Origin of the sequence: Streptomyces barringtoniae (assembly GCF_020819595.1) — a bacterium.
Taxonomy (GTDB): Bacteria; Actinomycetota; Actinomycetes; order Streptomycetales; family Streptomycetaceae; genus Streptomyces; species Streptomyces barringtoniae.
On sequence record NZ_JAJHNP010000002.1, the window covers coordinates 379690 to 398027 of the forward strand.

The 18338-nt window shown below is 71.6% G+C and carries 17 protein-coding genes; 12 read left to right on the top strand and 5 right to left on the bottom strand.

From position 1 onward, the window contains the following. Positions 1–28: 28 nt before the first annotated feature. The 4 genes from LMU33_RS04095 (at position 29) to xdhC (ending at position 6395) form a co-directional block, all read left to right on the top strand. On the top strand, positions 29–1267 hold the full coding sequence (locus LMU33_RS04095; protein WP_228617420.1) for an ROK family protein: 1239 nt from the start codon (positions 29–31) through the stop codon (positions 1265–1267). A gap of 424 nt (positions 1268–1691) precedes the next feature. Continuing rightward, entirely contained in the window at positions 1692–3155 is a 1464-nt protein-coding gene (locus tag LMU33_RS04100; RefSeq protein ID WP_228617633.1) for a xanthine dehydrogenase small subunit, read from the top strand. Continuing rightward, on the top strand, positions 3152–5584 hold the full coding sequence (xdhB, locus tag LMU33_RS04105; RefSeq protein WP_228617421.1) for a xanthine dehydrogenase molybdopterin binding subunit: 2433 nt from the start codon (positions 3152–3154) through the stop codon (positions 5582–5584). The genes LMU33_RS04100 and xdhB overlap by 4 nt, the downstream gene beginning before the upstream one ends. Before the next feature lies 1 nt (position 5585). Next, positions 5586–6395, top strand: coding sequence for a xanthine dehydrogenase accessory protein XdhC (xdhC, locus tag LMU33_RS04110; protein ID WP_228617423.1), 810 nt, complete (start codon positions 5586–5588; stop codon positions 6393–6395). Positions 6396–6486: 91 nt separating this feature from the next. Here the strand turns inward: xdhC and LMU33_RS04115 are convergent, their stop codons facing one another. From LMU33_RS04115 to LMU33_RS04125, 3 genes are all read right to left on the bottom strand, one after another. Beyond that, complete coding sequence (locus LMU33_RS04115) at positions 6487–7398, bottom strand: phosphotriesterase family protein (RefSeq protein WP_228617424.1); 912 nt, start codon at positions 7396–7398, stop codon at positions 6487–6489. Continuing rightward, positions 7395–7979: a DUF4865 family protein gene (locus LMU33_RS04120; protein ID WP_228617426.1), complete on the bottom strand. Its 585-nt coding sequence runs from the start codon at positions 7977–7979 to the stop codon at positions 7395–7397. Before LMU33_RS04120 ends, LMU33_RS04115 begins: the two co-directional genes overlap by 4 nt. Before the next feature lie 159 nt (positions 7980–8138). Next, positions 8139–8702, bottom strand: a complete 564-nt coding sequence (locus LMU33_RS04125; protein WP_228617427.1) for a TetR/AcrR family transcriptional regulator — start codon at positions 8700–8702, stop codon at positions 8139–8141. Positions 8703–8931: 229 nt separating this feature from the next. Between LMU33_RS04125 and LMU33_RS04130 the strand changes: the two genes are divergently transcribed. The 3 genes from LMU33_RS04130 to LMU33_RS04140 are packed head-to-tail and all read left to right on the top strand — an operon-like array spanning position 8932 to position 12529. Next, positions 8932–9225 carry an SHOCT domain-containing protein gene (locus LMU33_RS04130; protein WP_228617634.1) on the top strand — a complete coding sequence of 98 codons (294 nt, stop codon included), beginning with the start codon at positions 8932–8934 and terminating at the stop codon, positions 9223–9225. Further along, positions 9222–9971, top strand: coding sequence for an ABC transporter ATP-binding protein (locus tag LMU33_RS04135; RefSeq protein ID WP_228617429.1), 750 nt, complete (start codon positions 9222–9224; stop codon positions 9969–9971). Before LMU33_RS04130 ends, LMU33_RS04135 begins: the two co-directional genes overlap by 4 nt. Beyond that, positions 9968–12529 carry an ABC transporter permease gene (locus LMU33_RS04140; protein ID WP_228617430.1) on the top strand — a complete coding sequence of 854 codons (2562 nt, stop codon included), beginning with the start codon at positions 9968–9970 and terminating at the stop codon, positions 12527–12529. The genes LMU33_RS04135 and LMU33_RS04140 overlap by 4 nt, the downstream gene beginning before the upstream one ends. A gap of 273 nt (positions 12530–12802) precedes the next feature. On the opposite strand, the gene LMU33_RS04145 is transcribed toward LMU33_RS04140, so the two are convergent. Together LMU33_RS04145 and LMU33_RS04150 are read right to left on the bottom strand one after the other, a co-directional pair. Continuing rightward, positions 12803–13441 carry an ATP-binding protein gene (locus LMU33_RS04145; protein ID WP_228617432.1) on the bottom strand — a complete coding sequence of 213 codons (639 nt, stop codon included), beginning with the start codon at positions 13439–13441 and terminating at the stop codon, positions 12803–12805. 253 nt (positions 13442–13694) lie between these two features. Next, positions 13695–14018, bottom strand: a complete 324-nt coding sequence (locus LMU33_RS04150) for a hypothetical protein (RefSeq protein ID WP_228617434.1) — start codon at positions 14016–14018, stop codon at positions 13695–13697. 352 nt (positions 14019–14370) lie between these two features. On the opposite strand from LMU33_RS04150, the gene LMU33_RS04155 reads away from it, so the two are divergent. The 5 genes from LMU33_RS04155 (at position 14371) to LMU33_RS04175 (ending at position 18287) form a co-directional block, all read left to right on the top strand. Continuing rightward, a complete protein-coding gene (locus LMU33_RS04155) occupies positions 14371–15495 on the top strand; it encodes a PLP-dependent cysteine synthase family protein (protein ID WP_228617435.1) in 1125 nt (374 codons plus the stop codon). A 234-nt stretch (positions 15496–15729) separates the two neighbouring features. Then, positions 15730–16941 carry an ATP-binding protein gene (locus LMU33_RS04160; protein WP_228617437.1) on the top strand — a complete coding sequence of 404 codons (1212 nt, stop codon included), beginning with the start codon at positions 15730–15732 and terminating at the stop codon, positions 16939–16941. Further along, positions 16938–17339, top strand: coding sequence for a roadblock/LC7 domain-containing protein (locus LMU33_RS04165; protein ID WP_228617438.1), 402 nt, complete (start codon positions 16938–16940; stop codon positions 17337–17339). The genes LMU33_RS04160 and LMU33_RS04165 overlap by 4 nt, the downstream gene beginning before the upstream one ends. Next, entirely contained in the window at positions 17336–17710 is a 375-nt protein-coding gene (locus tag LMU33_RS04170; protein WP_228617440.1) for a DUF742 domain-containing protein, read from the top strand. The genes LMU33_RS04165 and LMU33_RS04170 overlap by 4 nt, the downstream gene beginning before the upstream one ends. Beyond that, positions 17685–18287, top strand: a complete 603-nt coding sequence (locus LMU33_RS04175) for a GTP-binding protein (RefSeq protein ID WP_228617441.1) — start codon at positions 17685–17687, stop codon at positions 18285–18287. The genes LMU33_RS04170 and LMU33_RS04175 overlap by 26 nt, the downstream gene beginning before the upstream one ends. Positions 18288–18338 lie beyond the last annotated feature (51 nt).

Here is an 18338-nt window from a genome sequence, read left to right on the forward strand (position 1 = left end):
ACCTGCGGATCATGGGAGACTCGCCCTCATGAGCGGCAAGGCGGATCCCCGGACGGCGGGGGAGAGGACCACCTCGAGGGCGCGGCTGGACCGGGGGCGCGGAGCGCTCGGCCCCGCGCTGGAGCTGGTGCACACCGGGCGGGCGCCGACCCGGGCCGTACTCACCGCGGAACTCGGGGTGACCCGGGCGACCGCCGGTGCGGTGGCCGCCGAGCTGGAGGCGCTCGGACTGATTCGCGTGGATGCCCGGCCGGGCGCGGCGGCCGGTTCGCAGGGCCGCCCCTCGCACCGGCTGGAGGTCGCCGGGGACGGCCCGGTGGCGCTCGCCGCGCAGGTCCACGCCGACGGCTTCCGGGCCGCTCTGGTGGGCCTCGGCGGGCGGATCGTGGCGACCGCGCCCGGCTGCGAGACCGTCGACGCCGATCCGGCGAAGGTGCTCGGCTCGGTCGTCGAGGCGGGCGCGGAACTGCTGCGCACGACCGGCCGGCGCTGCGTCGGCGCCGGACTCGCCGTACCGTCCGCCGTGGCCGAACCCGACGGTCTCGCCCTCAACCCGCTGCACCTGGCCTGGCCCGTCGGCGCCCCGGTCCGGCGGATCTTCGCGGAGTGCGTGCGCGCGGCGGGCATCACCGGACCGGCCTTCGCCGGCAACGACGTCAACCTCGCCGCGCTCGCCGAACACCGGCACGGCGCCGGCCGGGGCGCCCGGGACCTGCTGTGCGTGGCCACCGGGCACCGCGGTGTCGGCGGCGCACTGGTCCTGGACGGCCGTCTGCACACCGGCAGTTCGGGGCTCGCCCTGGAGGTCGGCCACCTCACCGTCAACCCGGAGGGCCGGCCCTGCCACTGCGGCAGCCGCGGCTGCCTGGACGTCGAGGCCGACCCGCTGGCGCTGCTCGTCGAGGCAGGCCGCGAGCCCGGCCCCGAGGTGTCGTTGCTCCAGCAGGCCAACGACCTGCTGCGCACCCAGTACGACGACCCGGCCGTCCGTACGGCCGCCGAGGCGCTGATCGACCGCCTGGGCCTGGGCCTGGCGGGACTGGTCAACATCCTCAACCCCGACCGCATCATCCTCGGCGGCCTGCACCGCACCCTCCTGGACGCCGACCCCGGCCGGCTCCGCGCGGTCGTCGCGGACCGCAGCCTGTGGGGCCAGAGCGGTGGCGTACCGATTCTGCCCTGCACGCTGGACCACAACAGTCTGGTCGGGGCGGCAGAGCTGGCCTGGCAGCCGGTCCTCGACGACCCACTGGGGGCACTGCGCTGACGGCGCGCCCGGCGGCCCGGGACACTGCGTGCAGCCGGGAGCCATCGGTATGAGGTTCTCGGTTCCCGAGACACCGAGGTCAACCTCTTGACCACTGTGGCCGCAGTCACTACTTTACGGTGGGAGTAGACCCGTAACTACCGGAAGGAGGCGACCAGCGGATGTACACCAGCTCTGATCTCGGTCGCCTCGCCCACAGCACTGTCTGGATTCCGGGTCGGATCGCGCACGGCTGCTGAGCACGCCGTTCTGATGTGCCCCTCTGTGGCACGTTCCTGATTCCCCGTCACCATCTCTCGGCACCTCGCTGTCGCGTGTCGTTTTGCGCCCGCTCATCTCACGTGGCGCGTCTGAACACAGAAAGCTGCCTGAAATTGGCGAACATGATGAATCGATCGATCGCGCACGGAAACGAAGGCCTGTCATGGTAGCGGCGCGGATCACGGTCAACGGGCAAGAAAAACCGATTTCACCGGCTGCGCCCCACACCACGGTATTGGACTTTCTGCGCGAGCGTGGCCTCACCGGCACCAAGGAGGGCTGCGCCGAGGGCGAGTGCGGCGCCTGTTCGGTGCTGGTGGCCCGGCCGGGGGTGAACAAGCCCACCGACTGGGTGGCGGTCAACGCCTGCCTGGTCCCGGTCGCGGCGCTCGACGGTCAGGAGATCGTCACCTCCGAAGGTCTCGCCACCGCCGGCGAACCCGGCATGCCGCCCACCCTGCACCCCGTGCAGGAAGAGATGGCGGTCCGCGGCGGCTCCCAATGCGGTTACTGCACACCGGGATTCGTCTGCAGCATGGCGGCCGAGTACTACCGGCCCGACCGCTGCGCGCACGCGGACTCGGCCGACACCACCGATGCCGAGCACGGTCCGAACGGTTTCGATCTGCACGCGCTGAGCGGAAACCTCTGCCGCTGCACCGGCTACCGACCGATTCGCGATGCCGCGTTCGCCGTCGGTGCGCCCACCGACGAGGACCCGCTGGCGCGGCGGCGCGAGCAGTCCCCGCCCGCACCGGTTGCCACCGAGTACGCCCAGGACGACAGCGCGTTCCTGCGCAAGAGCACCCTGGCCGAAACGCTGCGGTTGCTGCGCGAGCGGCCCGACGCGGTGGTGGTCGCCGGTTCCACCGACTGGGGCGTGGAGGTGAACATCCGCTCCCGCCGGGCGGATTGCGTGGTCGCCATCGACCGGCTGCCCGAACTGCGGGAGCTGCGCGTCGAATCCGACCGCATCGAGATCGGGGCGGCGCTGACGCTCACCGAGATCGAACGCCGCCTCGACGGCGAAGTCCCGCTGCTGGCAGAGCTGTTCCCGCAGTTCGCATCCCGGCTCATCCGCAACGGTGCCACCCTCGGCGGCAACCTGGGTACCGGATCCCCCATCGGTGACAGCCCGCCGGTGCTGCTCGCGCTCGAGGCGTCGCTGGTGCTCGCCGACGCCGACGGTGAGCGCGAGGTCCCGCTGGCGGACTACTTCACCGGCTACCGGCAGAGCGTGCGCCGTCCCGGCGAGCTGATCCGCTCGGTGCGCATCCCGCTGCCGCTGTCCCCGATCGTGGCCTTCCACAAGATCGCCAAGCGGCGCTTCGACGACATCTCCAGCGTGGCAGTCGCCTTCGCGCTCGACATCGAGGACGGGATCGTCCGCAAGGCGCGGATCGGCCTGGGCGGCGTGGCCGCCACCCCGATCCGCGCCCTCGCCACCGAGGCGGCCCTGGAGGGCAGGCCGTGGTCGGCACAGACCGTCGAGGGTGCGGCCCAGGCGCTGCAGGCGCAGGGCACGCCGATGAACGATCACCGTGCCAGCGCCGAATACCGCTCCGCGATGCTCGGCCAGAGCCTGCTGAAGCTGTACGCGCAAACCACCGAGGCGGTGTCGTCATGAGCCATCTGTCCGAGCGTCCCGAAAAGCCCGTCGTCGGCGTTTCGATGCCGCACGAGAGCGCCAACCTGCACGTCACCGGCACCGCGCTCTACACCGACGACCTGATTCATCGCACCAAGGACGTGTTGCACGCCTATCCGGTCCAGGTCATGAAGGCCCGCGGCAGGATCACCGCGCTGCGCACCGAGCCCGCGCTCTCCGTGCCCGGTGTGGTCCGTGTGCTGACCGGTGCCGACGTGCCCGGCGTCAACGACGCCGGCATGAAGCATGACGAACCGCTGTTCCCCGACGAGGTCATGTTCCACGGCCACGCGGTCGCCTGGGTGCTCGGCGAGACCCTGGAGGCGGCCCGGCTCGGTGCGGCGGCCGTCGAGGTGGAACTCGAGGAACTGCCCTCCCTGATCACGCTGCGGGACGCGATCGCGGCGGGCAGCTATCACGGCGCCCAGCCCCTGATGCTGGCCGGTGACATCGACGCCGGCTTCGCCGACTCCGCGCATGTGTTCACCGGCGAGTTCCAGTTCTCCGGTCAGGAGCACTTCTACCTCGAGACGCACGCGGCGCTGGCCCAGGTCGACGAGAACGGGCAGGTGTTCATCCAGAGCAGCACCCAGCACCCGTCGGAGACCCAGGAGATCGTCTCCCACGTGCTCGGCGTGCCCGCCCACGAGGTGACCGTGCAGTGCCTGCGGATGGGGGGCGGTTTCGGCGGCAAGGAGATGCAGCCGCACGGGTTCGCGGCCGTCGCCGCGCTCGGCGCCAAGCTGACCGGCCGGCCGGTCCGGTTCCGGCTCAACCGGACCCAGGACCTGACCATGTCCGGCAAGCGGCACGGGTTCCACGCCACGTGGAAGATCGGCTTCGACGCGGACGGCCGTATCCAGGCCCTGGACGCCACCTTGGTCGCGGACGGCGGCTGGAGCCTGGACCTCTCCGAGCCGGTGCTGGCCCGAGCGCTGTGCCACATCGACAACACCTACTGGATTCCCAACGCGCGCGTCGCCGGTCGCATCGCCAAGACCAACACGGTCTCCAACACCGCCTTCCGCGGCTTCGGCGGACCGCAGGGCATGCTGGTGATCGAGGACATCCTGGGCCGCTGCGCGCCGCAGCTCGGCCTGGATCCCATGGAGCTGCGGGAGCGCAACTTCTACCAGCCGGGCCAGGGGCAGACGACACCGTACGGACAGCCGGTCACACAGCCCGAACGGATCTCCACCGTCTGGCGGCAGGTGCAGGAGGACGCCGGCATCGCCGATCGCAAGCGCGAGATCGCGGCCTTCAACGCCGCGCACCCGAACACCAAGCGGGCCCTTGCGATCACCGGCATCAAGTTCGGCATCTCGTTCAACCTCACCGCCTTCAACCAGGGCGGCGCGCTGGTGCTGATCTACAAGGACGGCTCGGTCCTGATCAACCACGGCGGCACGGAGATGGGCCAGGGCCTGCACACCAAGATGCTCCAGGTGGCCGCGACCACGCTGGGCATCCCGCTGCACAAGGTCCGGCTGGCCCCGACGCGCACCGACAAGGTGCCCAACACCTCCGCCACCGCCGCCAGTTCCGGAGCGGATCTCAATGGTGGGGCGGTGAAGAACGCCTGCGAGCAGCTGCGCGAGCGGCTGCTGCAGGTGGCCGCCTCCCAGCTGGGCGCGAACGCCGCGGATGTGCGCATCGTCGACGGCGTCGCGCGGGCGCTGGGGAGCGACAAGGAGCTGGCCTGGGACGATCTGGTGCACACCGCGTACTTCCAGCGGGTCCAGTTGTCGGCGTCCGGCTTCTACCGGACCGAGGGGCTGCACTGGGACGCGAAGGCGTTCCGGGGTTCACCGTTCAAGTACTTCGCCCACGGCGCCGCGGCGACCGAGGTGGAGGTCGACGGCTTCACCGGCGCGTACCGCATCCGGCGGGTGGACATCGTCCACGATGTCGGCGACAGCCTGTCCCCGATGATCGACATCGGTCAGGTCGAGGGCGGTTTCGTGCAGGGCGCGGGCTGGCTGACGCTCGAGGACCTGCGGTGGGACACCAGCGAGGGGCCCAACCGCGGCCGGTTGCTGACCCAGGCCGCGAGCACCTACAAGCTGCCGAGCTTCTCGGAGATGCCCGAGGAGTTCAACGTCACCCTCCTGGAGAACGCCACCGAGGAGGGCGCGGTCTACGGATCCAAGGCGGTGGGTGAGCCTCCGCTGATGCTGGCCTTCTCGGTACGAGAGGCGCTGCGGCAGGCGGTCGCCGCGTTCGGACCGAGCGATGTCAGCGTCGACCTGGCCTCGCCCGCGACGCCGGAGGCGGTGTACTGGGCGATCCAGTCGGCTCGCCAGGGCGAGGCCTCCCGCAATGGTCACGTCCGCAACGGGTCTGCCGTCAACGGCAACGCCGCCGACGGCAAGGTCCGAACCGACGCAAAAGCGTTGAGCGGTGCCTGACATGACGTGGGTCGCCGCGGTCGCGCGGTTGCGAGCACGCCGGGAGGCCGGCGTGCTGGTGACCGTCGCGACCGTGCGCGGTCATGCCCCGCGCGACGCCGGTGCGAAACTCGTTGTGGGGCAGACACAGACGTGGGGCTCGATCGGTGGCGGCAATGTCGAGGCCGTCGCGATCGACCGGGCCCGGGAGATGATCGCCGTGTGCAAACCGGAGCCCGAGCTGATCGATTTCGCCCTGAACGACAAGGTGACCAACCAGCATGGCGTGCAGTGCTGCGGTGGCACGGTCTCGGTGCTGCTCGAACCGCTGCCGGTGGTACGGGCCGTGGCGATCTTCGGCGTCGGGCACGTCGGGCTGGAACTGGCGCGCATCCTGGCACGTCAGGACCTCGACCTCCATCTGATCGACTCCCGCTCCGACGTCCTCACCGAGGAGCGGCTCGACGTGCTGGCGGACGCGGTGGCACAGGTGCACGTGCATCACACGCCGCTGCTGCCGGAGGAGGTGCTGGAGGAGTTGCCGCGCGGCACCCACATCCTGATCATGACCCATGATCACGCCGAGGATGCCGCGCTGTGCGACGCCGCCTTGCGCACAAGCCATCTCGGCTCCATCGGGCTGATCGGGTCGGCGGCCAAGTGGGCACGGTTCCGCAAACGCCTCGCCACCGAGGGCGGTCACGACGAGGCCACCATCGATCGGATCAAGACCCCGATCGGGCTGGCCGACATCACCGGCAAGGAACCCGCGACCATTGCCGTGAGCGTCGCGGCCGATCTGCTGCGCACCTTCGAAACCGAGCCGAACTGACGCTCCAACCGGATCGACAGGGGGCGCCCCCGCGCGTGCGAACGCACACATGCGGGGCACCCTCTCGGCACGACTGTGCGCAGAACGGGGCTCACTTCCAGTCGGCCGCGAACGCCCGCCCAGGATGCTCGTCGAGGATCCGGTCCACCGGCTCCGCGCCCAACTCGGCCGCCAGCCGTGCCCGCACCCTGCGCAGCAGATACGGCATCCCGGGCCCGCCGTCGACCGAGCGGGCCCCGGCGACCACCGTGTCGCCGCCGAGCAGCAGCCGGTCACCGAAGCCGGCCTCCGCCAGGGCCCGTACCGCCTCCGGCATCCGCCAGTCGGTGGCGTGATGGGCGCGGGAGGGCCCGTCGAAGGCCAGCCAGCAGCCCGACCCGGCGGCCTGACGCTGCACGACCGGGTCGGGGAAGCGGTTCGCATGGCCCAGGATCACCCGCTCGCCGGGCACGCCCAACTCGCCGCACAGCAGGTCGAGTACGTCCAGCGCGGCGGTGCCCAGCTCCAGGTGGACGGCGATGGGCGCGCCGGTGGCGTGGTGCGCCTCGGCCGCCGCCCGCATGGTCCAGTGGGCGTGCGCGTCGAGCGTGTGGAAGCCGCCCGCCACCTTGATCAGACCGGCACGCACCCCGGTCGTGCCGATGCCGTCGGTCAGCTCGGAAACGAACAGCCCGGCCAGGCCGTCGCCGCGCAGCCTGTCGAGCAACCCGGGGTCGTAGTGCGCGGCCTGGTGCAGTCCCGTGGCGCAGACCAGCCGCACCCCGGTGGCCCGGGACAGCTCCGGCAGGTCCGCCGCCCGCCGCCCCATTCCGTACGGCGTCCACTGCACGACGGCCGCTCCGCCCGCCGCCCGGAACGCGGCCAGCTCGGCTCGCGCCGCCGCCAGGTCGTCGAGCTCCTGGCCCGGCAACTGCGGGCTGCGCAGAAAGAGATGGTCGTGCGCGTCGCACACGCCCAGCTCCTCGGGCCGGATGTCGCCGAGGACCGTACGGACGTGGCTCACCACTGCCGTCCGCGCGGGAGCCGGTCCCGGCCGGGCGCGGACAGGTGCAGCACCTGGTAGAGGTCCCCGTCGGCCTTGGGCGTGTCGTGCTCCCAGAGCGAGAAGTGGACCAGCTCCCACGCGCGCGTGTCGACGGCCGCCGCAGCGAGGACCGCACCGTCCTCCGCGGCGAGCCGCTCGGTCTCGGCCGCCGCGTCCGCCATGAACGCCGCCAACTCCACGCCTTCCGGGACCGGTTGACGCCGCCGTACGGCGAAGGCGGGCGCGGCCCCGGTCGCGGTGCCCTCCTCGAACGCCAGGCCCGTCCACTGCCGGATCGCCGGCCGCCCGAAGTCGTCGACCGGCCCCTGGAAGGCTCCTCCCCACAGGAAGCTGTTCATGCCCTCCACGGTGTTCCACAGGTAGAACGGCCCGTACTGGTTCACCGGCGAGCCGTGCACCCCGCGCTCGCGCAGCACGTACGTCTTGATGCCGAGGCCGTCCCAGTCGTCCAGCAGATGCGCGACGCGGGCGACACGGGAGCGGATGACGCCCATGTCGTAGTCCGCGGGCAGGGTGAACTCGTACTGCATGGCGTGCATGTCCCGGATCCTTTCGCGGGTCTCAGGTCTCAGGTCTCAGAGTTCAGGTCTCAGAGTTCAGGTCTCAGGGTCCAGGCCTCGTCGGTCTCAGTTCTCCGCCGGGCCCTGCCGGGTCTCGGGACGCCGTCTGGTGATGAGCCCTTGAACTCACGTCCGGTGTCAGGGAGTTCGGGGTGCGAGCAGGGAGAGCAGACCGCGCACCCCGGCGTCGAAGGCGGTGGGGGATCCGGAGGCACGGGCGAGGACGTAGCCGCCCTGCACGGTGGCGAGGACGGCCGCGCCGATCTCCTCGCCGTCCAGCTGCGGCGCGAACTGGCCCTGCCGCTTGCCCTCTTCGACGAGCCCGGCGATCCGCTCGCGGATGGCGGCGATCGTCTCGTCGACCGGCGCGCGCAGCTCCTCGCTCGCGATCACGTCGGGGTCCATGGTCAGCCGGCCGACCGGGCAGCCGCGCAGCACGTCACGCTCGCGCAGCAGGTACGCCTCGATGCGCTCGTACGGTGTGCCCGGCCCGTCCAGGACCCGCTCGGCGGTGGCGCGCAACTCCTGTGCGGTCCGCCGGATCGCCGCCAGGGCGAGATCCGGCTTGCCCTTGAAGTGGTGGTACATGCTGCCCTGGCCGGCGCCCGCGCGCTCCAGGATCGCCTTCGGGCTCGTGCCCACGTACCCGCGCTCCCACAGCAGCTCACGGGTGGACTCGATCAGTCGTTCCGAGGTGCTCATGTGATCACTGTACATACTGGTAGTTACAGTCGCCAGTCCCCAGGGCCCTCCGGGCCTCCCCAGGAGGTGTCCGGGAGCCTCCATGGAGCAGCCCGCCGCCCCCGCCGTACTCCCCGGGAGGTACCCGCACTGCCGCCGGCCGCACGACGACCCGGACCCCCTGCCGGAGGGAGTCTCGTGGCATCCCCGAAGAGCGGGGACGACGACACCGACGAGGGAGATGACCGAGATGCAGACCCTGGCCGACTGGGGCGGCGGCGGACCCGGCCCCTGGATCCTGTTCTTCCCGCTGATCTGGGCGGCCGTCGTGATCGGCGCCGTCACCTTCCTGCGCCGCACCGGCGTGCGCGGGCGCGGCGGCCCCTGGCGGCGCATGGACGGCTCACGCCCCGCCGGTGACTCGCCGCTCGCGGTCCTCGGCCGCCGCTTCGCCTCCGGCGAGATCGACGAGGACGAGTACTGGCGCCGCCTGTCCGTCCTGGAGGAGCAGTTCGGCCCTACGGGCAAGGGAGGCGCGGCATGACAGCGACGACCGCACTGCGGGCCGCGTCCCGCGTGGTGGACGCGGTGAAGGTGTACGGCGGTGGCGACACCGCCGTACGCGCCCTGGACGGCGTCGACGTCTCCTTTCCCGCCGGACGCTTCACGGCGATCATGGGTCCCTCGGGCTCCGGCAAGTCCACCCTCATGCACTGCGCGGCCGGCCTCGACACGCTCACCTCCGGCGCCGCCTACATCGGGGACACCGAACTCGGCACGCTGGACGACCGGCGCCTGACCCTGCTGCGCCGGGACCGGGTCGGCTTCGTCTTCCAGGCGTTCAACCTGGTGCCGACGCTGACCGTCGCGGAGAACATCACCCTGCCCCTGGACCTGGCGGGCCGGCGCGGCGACCGGGAGTGGATCGACGCGCTCGTCGACGTCGTCGGCCTGCGCGACCGGCTGCACCACCGTCCCTCGGAACTCTCCGGCGGCCAGCAGCAGCGCGTCGCCGTGGCACGGGCGTTCGCCGGGAAGCCCGACGTCGTGTTCGCCGACGAGCCGACCGGAAACCTCGACTCCCGCTCGGGGGCCGAGGTGCTCGGCCTCCTCGGCTCCGCCGTGCGGGACATGGACCGTACGGTCGTCATGGTCACCCACGACCCGGTGGCCGCCGCGCACGCCGACGAGGTTCTCTTCCTCGCCGACGGCCGACTGGTCGACCGCATGGAGTCGCCCACGCCGGACAAGGTGCTGGACCGTATGAAGGCCTTCGAGGTGCGGTCATGAACGCCTCCATCCGGCTCAGCCTCACCTCCCTGCGCGCACACCGTCGGCGGTTCGCCGGCACCTTCCTCGCCGTGTTCCTCGGCGTCGCCTTCCTGGCCGGCACCCTCGTCATGGGCGACACGCTGCGCGCCGGCTTCGACAGCATGTTCGGCGAGGCCACCAGCGGTACGGACGCCGTCGTACGCGGCGCCGACGCCATCACCACACCCGGCGAGGCCCAGGGCGTACGGCGGCCGGTGGACACCTCGCTGGTGAAGACCGTCGAGCGGGTGCCCGGCGTGGCCGCCGCGGTCCCGAACATCCAGGGCGCCGCCCAGCTCGTCGGCTCCGACGGCAAACCGGTCGGCGGCCAGGGACCGCCCACGCTCGCCGGGAACTGGATCACGGACACCCGCCTCAACCCGTACCGGCTCGCCGAAGGCCGGGCTCCCGCCGAGTCGGGCGAGGTCGTGGTGAACCGGGGTGCCGCGAAGAAGGGCGGTCTGAAGATCGGTGACACCACGATCCTGCGCACCCCGGATCCGGTGAGGGTCACCGTCGTCGGGCTCGCCACCTTCGGCGGTCAGGACGGCATGGCCCAGGTGACGTTCACCGGCATGACCCGGGCCGACGCCGAGAAGTACCTCACCGCGCGGCCCGGCCAGGCGGCGTCCATCGCGGTGCGGGCCGAACCCGGAGTCAGCCAGCGGGACTTGGTCCACCGGCTGACTCCGGTGCTGCCCAAGGGGGTTGAAGCCATCACCGGTCAGCAGTCCGCGCAGGAGAACACCGACATGATCTCCAGCCAGTTCCTGACCATCTTCACCACCTTCCTGCTGGTCTTCTCCGGCGTCGCCCTGCTCGTCGCCACCTTCTCCATCCACAACACGTTCGCCATCGTGGTCGCCCAACGCACCCGCGAGAACGCCCTGTTGCGCGCCCTCGGCGCGGCCCGCCGCCAGGTGACCGCCGCCGCCCTCGCCGAGGCCTGCCTGGTCGCGCTCACCGCGTCCCTCGCCGGACTCGCGGGCGGCATCGGTGTCGCCGCGGGCCTCCAGGCGCTGTTCCCGGCGATCGGGTTCCCGTTCCCCGACGGCAACCTGGTGATCAAGACCCTGTCGATGGTGCTGCCGCTCGCGGTGGGGATCGTGGTCTGCCTGGGCTCCGCACTCCTGCCGGCTCGGCGCGCCGGACGGACGGCGCCGCTCGCCGCCCTGCGCGAGACGGCCGTCGACACCGCCGGTGCCTCCCGGGTCCGTGCGATCGCCGGGAGTGTCCTCGGCGCGCTGGCGCTCGCCACGACCCTGACCGGCGTCCTCGTCTCCCCGTCCGTGTGGCTGGCGGGACTCGGGGCACTGCTCGCCCTGGCGGCCTTCGTGGTGCTCGGCCCGGTCGCCGCCACCACGGCCGTACGACTGCTCGGCGGCCCCCTGGACCGGCTGCGCGGGGTCACCGGCTCCCTGGCCCGGCGCAACGCCCTGCGCAGCCCGAAGCGGACGGCGGCCACCGCGAGCGCGCTGATGATCGGCGTGGCCGTCGTGTCGCTGTTCACCGTCTTCGGCGCCTCGCTGAAGGCCACGATGGACCAGACGGTGTCCCGGTCCTTCGCCGGCGACGTCGCCGTCAGCAGCCCGTCCTTCGGCGCGGGCGGCAGCGGCCTCAGTCCCCGGCTCGCCCCCGCGCTCCAGCGGCTGCCCCAGGTGGACACGGCCGTGGGGCTCGGGCGCGGCGTCGCCGAAGTGGACGGCAGGGGAAGGGCGTTGACCGTCACCGACCCGTCCGCGCTCGCCCGCACCTTCGACCTCGGTGCGGTCACCGGGTCCCTGCGCGACCTCGGCACCGACGGCATCGCCATCACCCGGAAGGAGGCAGACCGGCAGCACCTGCACACCGGTGACACGGCCAGGCTGACCTTCACCGACGGCAGGACCGAAGGCTTCACCGTCCGTGCCGTGTACGGCCAGTCGGAACTCGCCGGCGACTACGTCATCACCCGTGCCGCCTGGGCTCCGCACCGCACCCAGGACGCGGACACCGTGATCGCCGTCACCTTCAAGCACGGGGTGGGCACCGACGCGGGCAAGTCGGCCGTACGGAAGGTCGCCGCGCGGTACGGCAACCCGTCCGTGCAGACCCGGGACGAGTACGCGCAGTCGTCGGCGGGCGGCATCGACATGATGCTGACCCTCGTCTACGCGCTGCTCGCCCTCGCGGTGGTCATCGCCCTGCTCGGCATCGCCAACACGCTGACCCTCGCGCTGCACGAGCGCACCCGGGAACTCGGCCTGCTGCGCGCCGTCGGCCAGACCCGGGCGCAGTTGCGGGCCATGGTCCGCTGGGAGTCGGTCCTGGTCGCCGCGTTCGGCACGGCCGGCGGTCTCGGACTCGGTGCCTTCCTGGGCTGGGTGCTGGTGAAGGCGTCCGACGGTGCGAGCGACACCGCGTTCGCCTTCGCCCTCCCGCCCGCACGGCTCGCGGTGGTGGCCCTCGTCGGCCTCACCGCCGGCGCGTTGGCGGGCCTGCGCCCGGCGCGGCGGGCGGCCCGGCTGGACGTCCTGCGGGCCATCGCGACGGAGTGACTGCGTCGCTTCGGCCGGGGCGCGCCCAGTCATTGGGTCGCGTGAGACCGTTCGCGGGTGCGGGTGCGGGTGCGGGTGCGGGTGCGGGTGCGGGTGCGTCGTGGCTGGTCGCGCAGTTCCCCGCGCCCCTCAGGGTGTTGCAGTGCCGTCGGTTGCCATGCGCCAGCGACGGCAAGCGAAACCCCCGCCGCCCAGCCGCCGCTTCCCGTACCCTGCCGGCGCCGGGCAGCGAGCCGCTCGTCGGCCCCCGGCACGGGCAGGGTCACCGCCCGGTCAACCGGCAACGGTCGACCGGGCGGGAGCCTGCGCTCCAGCGGGAGTGCGAGCCGCGCTCGCCGCCGGAGCCGCCGCGAGGGGCGCTTCGGCACCCAGCGCGACCCCGGCGCCGACGGGCGTCCCCGCCGGAGCCTTGGCCGCCACGCCGACGCGGACGGGCTCGGGCGCCGGCCGTACCTCGGCGGCGCGGCGCGGGGCGTGGGCCGGTTGCGGTCGTACCACCGCAGGGGCGGGCAGCGTGAACCAGACGACCTTGCCGTTCTCGCCGTCCGGCCGGGCGCCCCAGCTCTCGCTGACCGCCGCCACCATCGCCAGCCCTCGCCCGCAGGTCGCCAGCGGGCCACCGTCCGGCAGGTCCGCGACGTCGGCCGGCACCGGAAGCCGTGGGTCGTTGTCGCGCACCGAGACCGTGAGCCGGTCCGGCGCCAGCTCCAGCTCGACCGTGCACGACTTGTCGGGCCTGGCATGCCGGTGGACGTTGCTGAGCAGCTCCGTCACACCGAGCGCGGCCCGGTCTATCAACGCGTCCATGTGCCAGTAGCGCAACTGCGCAGATACGATTCTGCGGACCTGGCCGATCCGCGACGGCAGGGCTTGGAGCTCCACCGTGCAGTGCCTGCTTGGGTGACTGATCACGGCTGCGACTCCCCGATGTAGAGGTCCGACAGGACCGGAAGAACACGGAGAACAACGGATCCAGCAGGGTGCTTGCGTCCAAACGTCCGCCTGCTGTCGTGGCCGGCGGGCTGGTTCGCAGCGTTATCGCCGGTAAACCCAGAGTGACGTGAGACCAGCGTGACGCAGCGGATGCGGTCCCGCAACTCGCCGCGACGGACCGCTGCTCGGAGTAATGCGACCGGCCGTTCCCCGGCCGGCGGCCGTACGGCCTTCAGCGGCCGCGTCCGGCGGCCCGGCGCACCGCCTCGATGAACCGCCGTGCCGCGGGCGGACCCGGCTCGCCCGGTGCGGGGTCGTGCTCGCCCAGCGTCAGCAGGTACCGCTTGCCGTTGAGATCGGCCAACGCCTTGTCGTCCGGCCGGAACCACGGCCTGGACGCGCGCACCGCCTGCACAGGGGCACTGTCGATCTCGCTGCCGTAGCTGGTGAGCAACTCCAGCCTGCCGTCGTTGATCCGGACCTGACCGGCCCGGGTGAGCGAACGCAGCCGCTTGCCGATCCGCACGCCCGTGGCTGTGAACTCCGGCTCCGCCATCCTTCGCCGCCCCCTTGCCCGTGTGCTTCCGCGATCCAGTGTGCGCTCGCGTCCGATCCGGTGTGCGCCCGCGTCCGGTGACGGCGTGCGCCTGCGTTCGGGACGATCGTCCCGTCGCGTGCAGTCTGCCCCGATGCGGCCGGGAGCACCAGTACGCGCGAGGCGGCCGCCCAAGCCGCCCGGAGCACTCCCGCCAATGCGCCCCCGCATGCCCCCCACGCCATGGGCCCCAGGGCCGCTTTGGGTGGCTCAAAGATGCGTTTATGCAGGTGGGAAGCGGTGTGAAAGATGCCTATGCTCGAGATGCCGGCCGCGTCAGGCGTCGTCGGCGCCCAGCGTAAGGAGCACCGCCGTGAGCACCACCGACCAGACCCGGACCGGCGCCACCCTCGACGTCGACCGCAGCGACGCCGCCTACCGCAACTGGCTGAAAGAGGCCGTCCGCAAGGTCCAGGCCGACGCCAACCGATCGGCGGACACGCACCTGCTGCGCTTCCCCCTCCCCGAGCACTGGGGCATCGACCTCTACCTCAAGGACGAGTCGACCCACCCCACCGGAAGCCTCAAGCATCGCCTCGCCCGCTCCCTGTTCCTGTACGGCCTCTGCAATGGCTGGATCCGCCCCGGCCGCCCGGTCATCGAGGCCTCCAGCGGCTCCACCGCCGTCTCCGAGGCCTACTTCGCCAAGCTGATCGGCGTGCCCTTCATCGCGGTCATGCCCCGCACGACGAGCGCCGAGAAGTGCCGCCTCATCGAGTTCCACGGCGGACAGTGCCACTTCGTGGACGACTCGCGGAAGATGTACGAGGAGTCCGCCCGCCTCGCGGTGGACACCGGCGGCCACTACATGGACCAGTTCACCTACGCCGAGCGGGCCACGGACTGGCGCGGCAACAACAACATCGCCGAATCGATCTTCCGCCAGCTGGAGTTGGAGCGGTTCCCGGAGCCGGCCTGGATCGTCGCCACCGCCGGCACCGGCGGCACGTCCGCGACCCTCGCGCGCTATGTCCACTACATGCAGTACGACACCCGTATCTGCGTCGCCGATCCGGACAACTCCTGCTTCTTCGAGGGCTGGACCACCGGCGATCCGGACGTCACCTGCGACTGCGGCTCGCGGATCGAGGGCATCGGGCGGCCGCGCATGGAGCCGAGCTTCGTGCCCGGGGCGATCGACCGGATGATGAAGGTCCCCGACGCGGCGAGCGTCGCCGCCGTACGGGCCCTGGAGCGGGCCATCGGCCGCAAGGCGGGCGGCTCCACGGGCACCGGGCTGTGGAGCGCGCTGAAGATCGTCTCCGAGATGGTGGCCGAGGGCCGCCGGGGCAGTGTCGTCACCCTGCTGTGCGACCCGGGCGACCGCTACCTCGACAAGTACTACTCCGACGCCTGGCTCGCCGGGCAGGGCCTGGACATCACGCCGTACACGGCGGCGATCGAGACCCTGCTGGCCACGGGTGTGTGGCCGGACTGAGCCGGTCCCCGTCGCTCCGGCGGCCGGTGCCCAACGGGCGGGTGACGGGGTGGTGAGGGTTTGGTGACGTCTCAATTGGGGTTCTGGGCAAGGCGGTTGCGCCTGTACGACTGATAAGATCATCCCACTTTTCGGTGGGCTGACGGCGTGTCATGAACGCGTACGGGGGGACAGTCTCAAAGGCACCATCGCGCTCGCACGATCCCGGGCGCGATGCGACTTGAAGAGAGTCTCATGACGTCATTGACCACGGATCCACTGCTGTGGATCTTGCTGGTGGTGCTCGTCGCTGCGGTCGTCGCAGTGATGCGGGCCCGGAGAACCAACATGGCGCTCCGAAGAACGAGAAAGGATCTCGAGGCAGGACTGGGACAGGCCCGCGGCGACGTCGGGCAGCTCCACACGCACATCGCCGCGCTGACCGCACAGCATCAGCGTGACCTGGCCGACGTACGGGCCGACGCGGAGGCTTCGACCAAGGCGGTGCTGAAGTCCGCGATGGGCACCCTCCAGTCGCTCGCCGAGGAACAGCAGGTCCTCCTGGACAGCCTGCTGAGGAAGTACGGCGACACCACGGACGTCCTGGCCGACCTGATGACGGTCGACCACACCGGCAGCCAGTTCGGCCGCCGGGCCAAGGGCATCTCCGTGCTGTGCGGCGGATGGCTGGGCCGGCGCGAGGGCGCCGCCACGGTCTACGACGTCGCCCGCAGCGCCCAGGGCAGGATCAAGGACTTCGACCGGGTCAGCGTCCACTCGCAGGTCAACGTCTCCCTCGTCGGCAAGGCGGTCGAGCCGGTGGCCGTCGTACTGGCCGAACTGCTGGACAACGCGACGACCTACAGCGCGCCCGGAACGCCGGTCGAGGTCAACATCCAGACCGTGCCGACCGGGGTCTGCTACATCGTCGACGACGCCGGACTGGGCATGGACCAGGAGACCAAGGACCGGGCGGCGGCCCTGCTGTCCGTGGACGGTCCCGTCGACATCACCGGTCTCGGCGATCCGCCGCGGTTCGGCTTCGCCGTGTGCGGCATGCTCGCCGCCCGCTACGGCTTCGCCGTCTCCGTCGGTTCCGTTTCCCCCTACGGCGGAGTGCGTGCAGTGATTCGTGTGCCCGAAAGTCTCCTCTCGGCCGACACTCCTGCCCCGGCGGCCGGCGCCCTGGACGACCAGGACGCCGCGGCCCCGGAGGCCGCGCCCCAGCGACTGGCGCCGGTCCCCGTCGTCGGCCCCTCGCACGTGGTGGGAACGACCTCGGGAGGTCTGCCCAAACGCCGGCGGCGCAGCGGCTCCGTCACCGTGGTCCCGGCCCCCGACACCGCCGGCCAGGAGGGGGCTGCCGAGCCGGCCAGCGAGGTGACGGCGTCGCGGATCGGGGCGTTCGCGCGCGGAACTCAGCTCGGGCGGACCACGCAGACCACGGAAGGACCTGACAACCAGTGAAGATCGACCTGTCCTGGGTGCTGAACGACGTGCTCGAAGTACGCGGAGCCCGGCACGCGATCCTCGTCTCGGGAGACGGCCTGCTGCTGCAGCGCTCGGACGACATCGCGCGCGACGATGCCGAGACGAACGCCGCCGCGATGAGCTCGATGCAGTCGCTGAGCCGTGCCGTCGCGGGGTTCGTGGGAGCGGGACACGGAATCTGGAAGCAGACGCTGCTGGAGTACGACGGCGGCTGGATCTTCCTGATCGCCGCCGGCCAGGGCGCGTACCTCGCCGTGTCGGCCGCGCTGGACGTCGACATGGAGGCCGTGTCCTTCCGCATGCAGAAGACGGTGGCCGCCCTGAGCAAGGCGATGAGTGTGGGGCCGCGCTCGGAGAACGGTGCCGGGGTATGACCAGGCCCGGCGAGGAGGCCTCCGTCACCAGCGAGTTCGTCCGCTCCTACGTCATCACCGGCGGGCGGAGCCTGCCGGCCGCGGACGACCTGGCGCTGCACACCCTCGTCACCCTGGCTCCCGAGCGGACCCCTCCGCTGGGGGCCGGCCCCGAGGTGATGGCGATCTGGCAGCTGTGCGCGGGCGGCTACCTGTCGGTCGCCGAGGTCGCGGGCCACGTGGGCCTGCCGGTGGGGGTGGCCAGGCTGCTGCTGACCGATTTATCCGAGCAGGGCCACCTCCTGCGCCGCGCCGAGCCGCCCCGGGCTCAGAACGTTGACAGAGCGACCCTCGAGAAGGTTCTGAATGGACTCCAATCCCTCATCGGCTGAGACGGCCCCTGGATCCATCTACGTCTCCAGCGCGGTGACCAACGCTGCCAAGATCCTTGTCGTCGGGCATTTCGCCGTGGGCAAGACGACCTTCATCGGCTCGCTGTCGGAGATCACCCCGCTGCGCACCGAGGAGAAGATGACGCAGGCGTCCCTCCACGTGGACGACCTCAGGGGCGTGACGGACAAGACCACCACCACCGTGGCCCTGGACTTCGGCCGCCTCACGCTCAGCGACGACCTCGTGCTGTACCTGTTCGGCACCCCGGGACAGCAGCGTTTCATGCAGTTGTGGGAGGACATGGCCCGCGGCGCGCTGGGGGCACTGCTCCTGGTCGACCCGGCCCGGCTGGAGGAGACCTTCCCCGTCATCGACCTCGTCGAGCGGTACGGCCTCGAGTACGCCATCGCGGTCAACGGCTTCGACCCGGGCACGGTCTACGAGGAGGCGGAGGTGCGCGAGGCCCTCGACCTGCTCCCGGACACCCCCGTGATCTACTGCGACGCCCGCGACCGGCAGTCCTCCGCCCACGCGCTGATCGCGCTCGTCCGTCACCTGCTCACCCGAGCCGCCTGACCCGCCCATCCGCCCGGACCGTCTCCCCCCGGACCACCGGCCCGGAGCCAG

Excerpts from the sequence above, each read along its gene's own strand:
- LMU33_RS04095 (WP_228617420.1), top strand. The coding sequence starts at position 29 with ATGAGCGGCAAGGCGGATCCCCGGACGGCGGGGGAGAGGACCACCTCG.
- LMU33_RS04125 (WP_228617427.1), bottom strand. The coding sequence starts at position 8,702 with ATGAGCACCTCGGAACGACTGATCGAGTCCACCCGTGAGCTGCTGTGG.
- LMU33_RS04170 (WP_228617440.1), top strand. The coding sequence starts at position 17,336 with ATGACCAGGCCCGGCGAGGAGGCCTCCGTCACCAGCGAGTTCGTCCGC.
- LMU33_RS04100 (WP_228617633.1), top strand. The coding sequence starts at position 1,692 with ATGGTAGCGGCGCGGATCACGGTCAACGGGCAAGAAAAACCGATTTCA.
- LMU33_RS04130 (WP_228617634.1), top strand. The coding sequence starts at position 8,932 with ATGCAGACCCTGGCCGACTGGGGCGGCGGCGGACCCGGCCCCTGGATC.
- xdhC (WP_228617423.1), top strand. The coding sequence starts at position 5,586 with ATGACGTGGGTCGCCGCGGTCGCGCGGTTGCGAGCACGCCGGGAGGCC.
- LMU33_RS04120 (WP_228617426.1), bottom strand. The coding sequence starts at position 7,979 with ATGCACGCCATGCAGTACGAGTTCACCCTGCCCGCGGACTACGACATG.
- LMU33_RS04150 (WP_228617434.1), bottom strand. The coding sequence starts at position 14,018 with ATGGCGGAGCCGGAGTTCACAGCCACGGGCGTGCGGATCGGCAAGCGG.
- LMU33_RS04140 (WP_228617430.1), top strand. The coding sequence starts at position 9,968 with ATGAACGCCTCCATCCGGCTCAGCCTCACCTCCCTGCGCGCACACCGT.
- LMU33_RS04160 (WP_228617437.1), top strand. The coding sequence starts at position 15,730 with ATGACGTCATTGACCACGGATCCACTGCTGTGGATCTTGCTGGTGGTG.
- LMU33_RS04135 (WP_228617429.1), top strand. The coding sequence starts at position 9,222 with ATGACAGCGACGACCGCACTGCGGGCCGCGTCCCGCGTGGTGGACGCG.
- LMU33_RS04175 (WP_228617441.1), top strand. The coding sequence starts at position 17,685 with ATGGACTCCAATCCCTCATCGGCTGAGACGGCCCCTGGATCCATCTAC.
- xdhB (WP_228617421.1), top strand. The coding sequence starts at position 3,152 with ATGAGCCATCTGTCCGAGCGTCCCGAAAAGCCCGTCGTCGGCGTTTCG.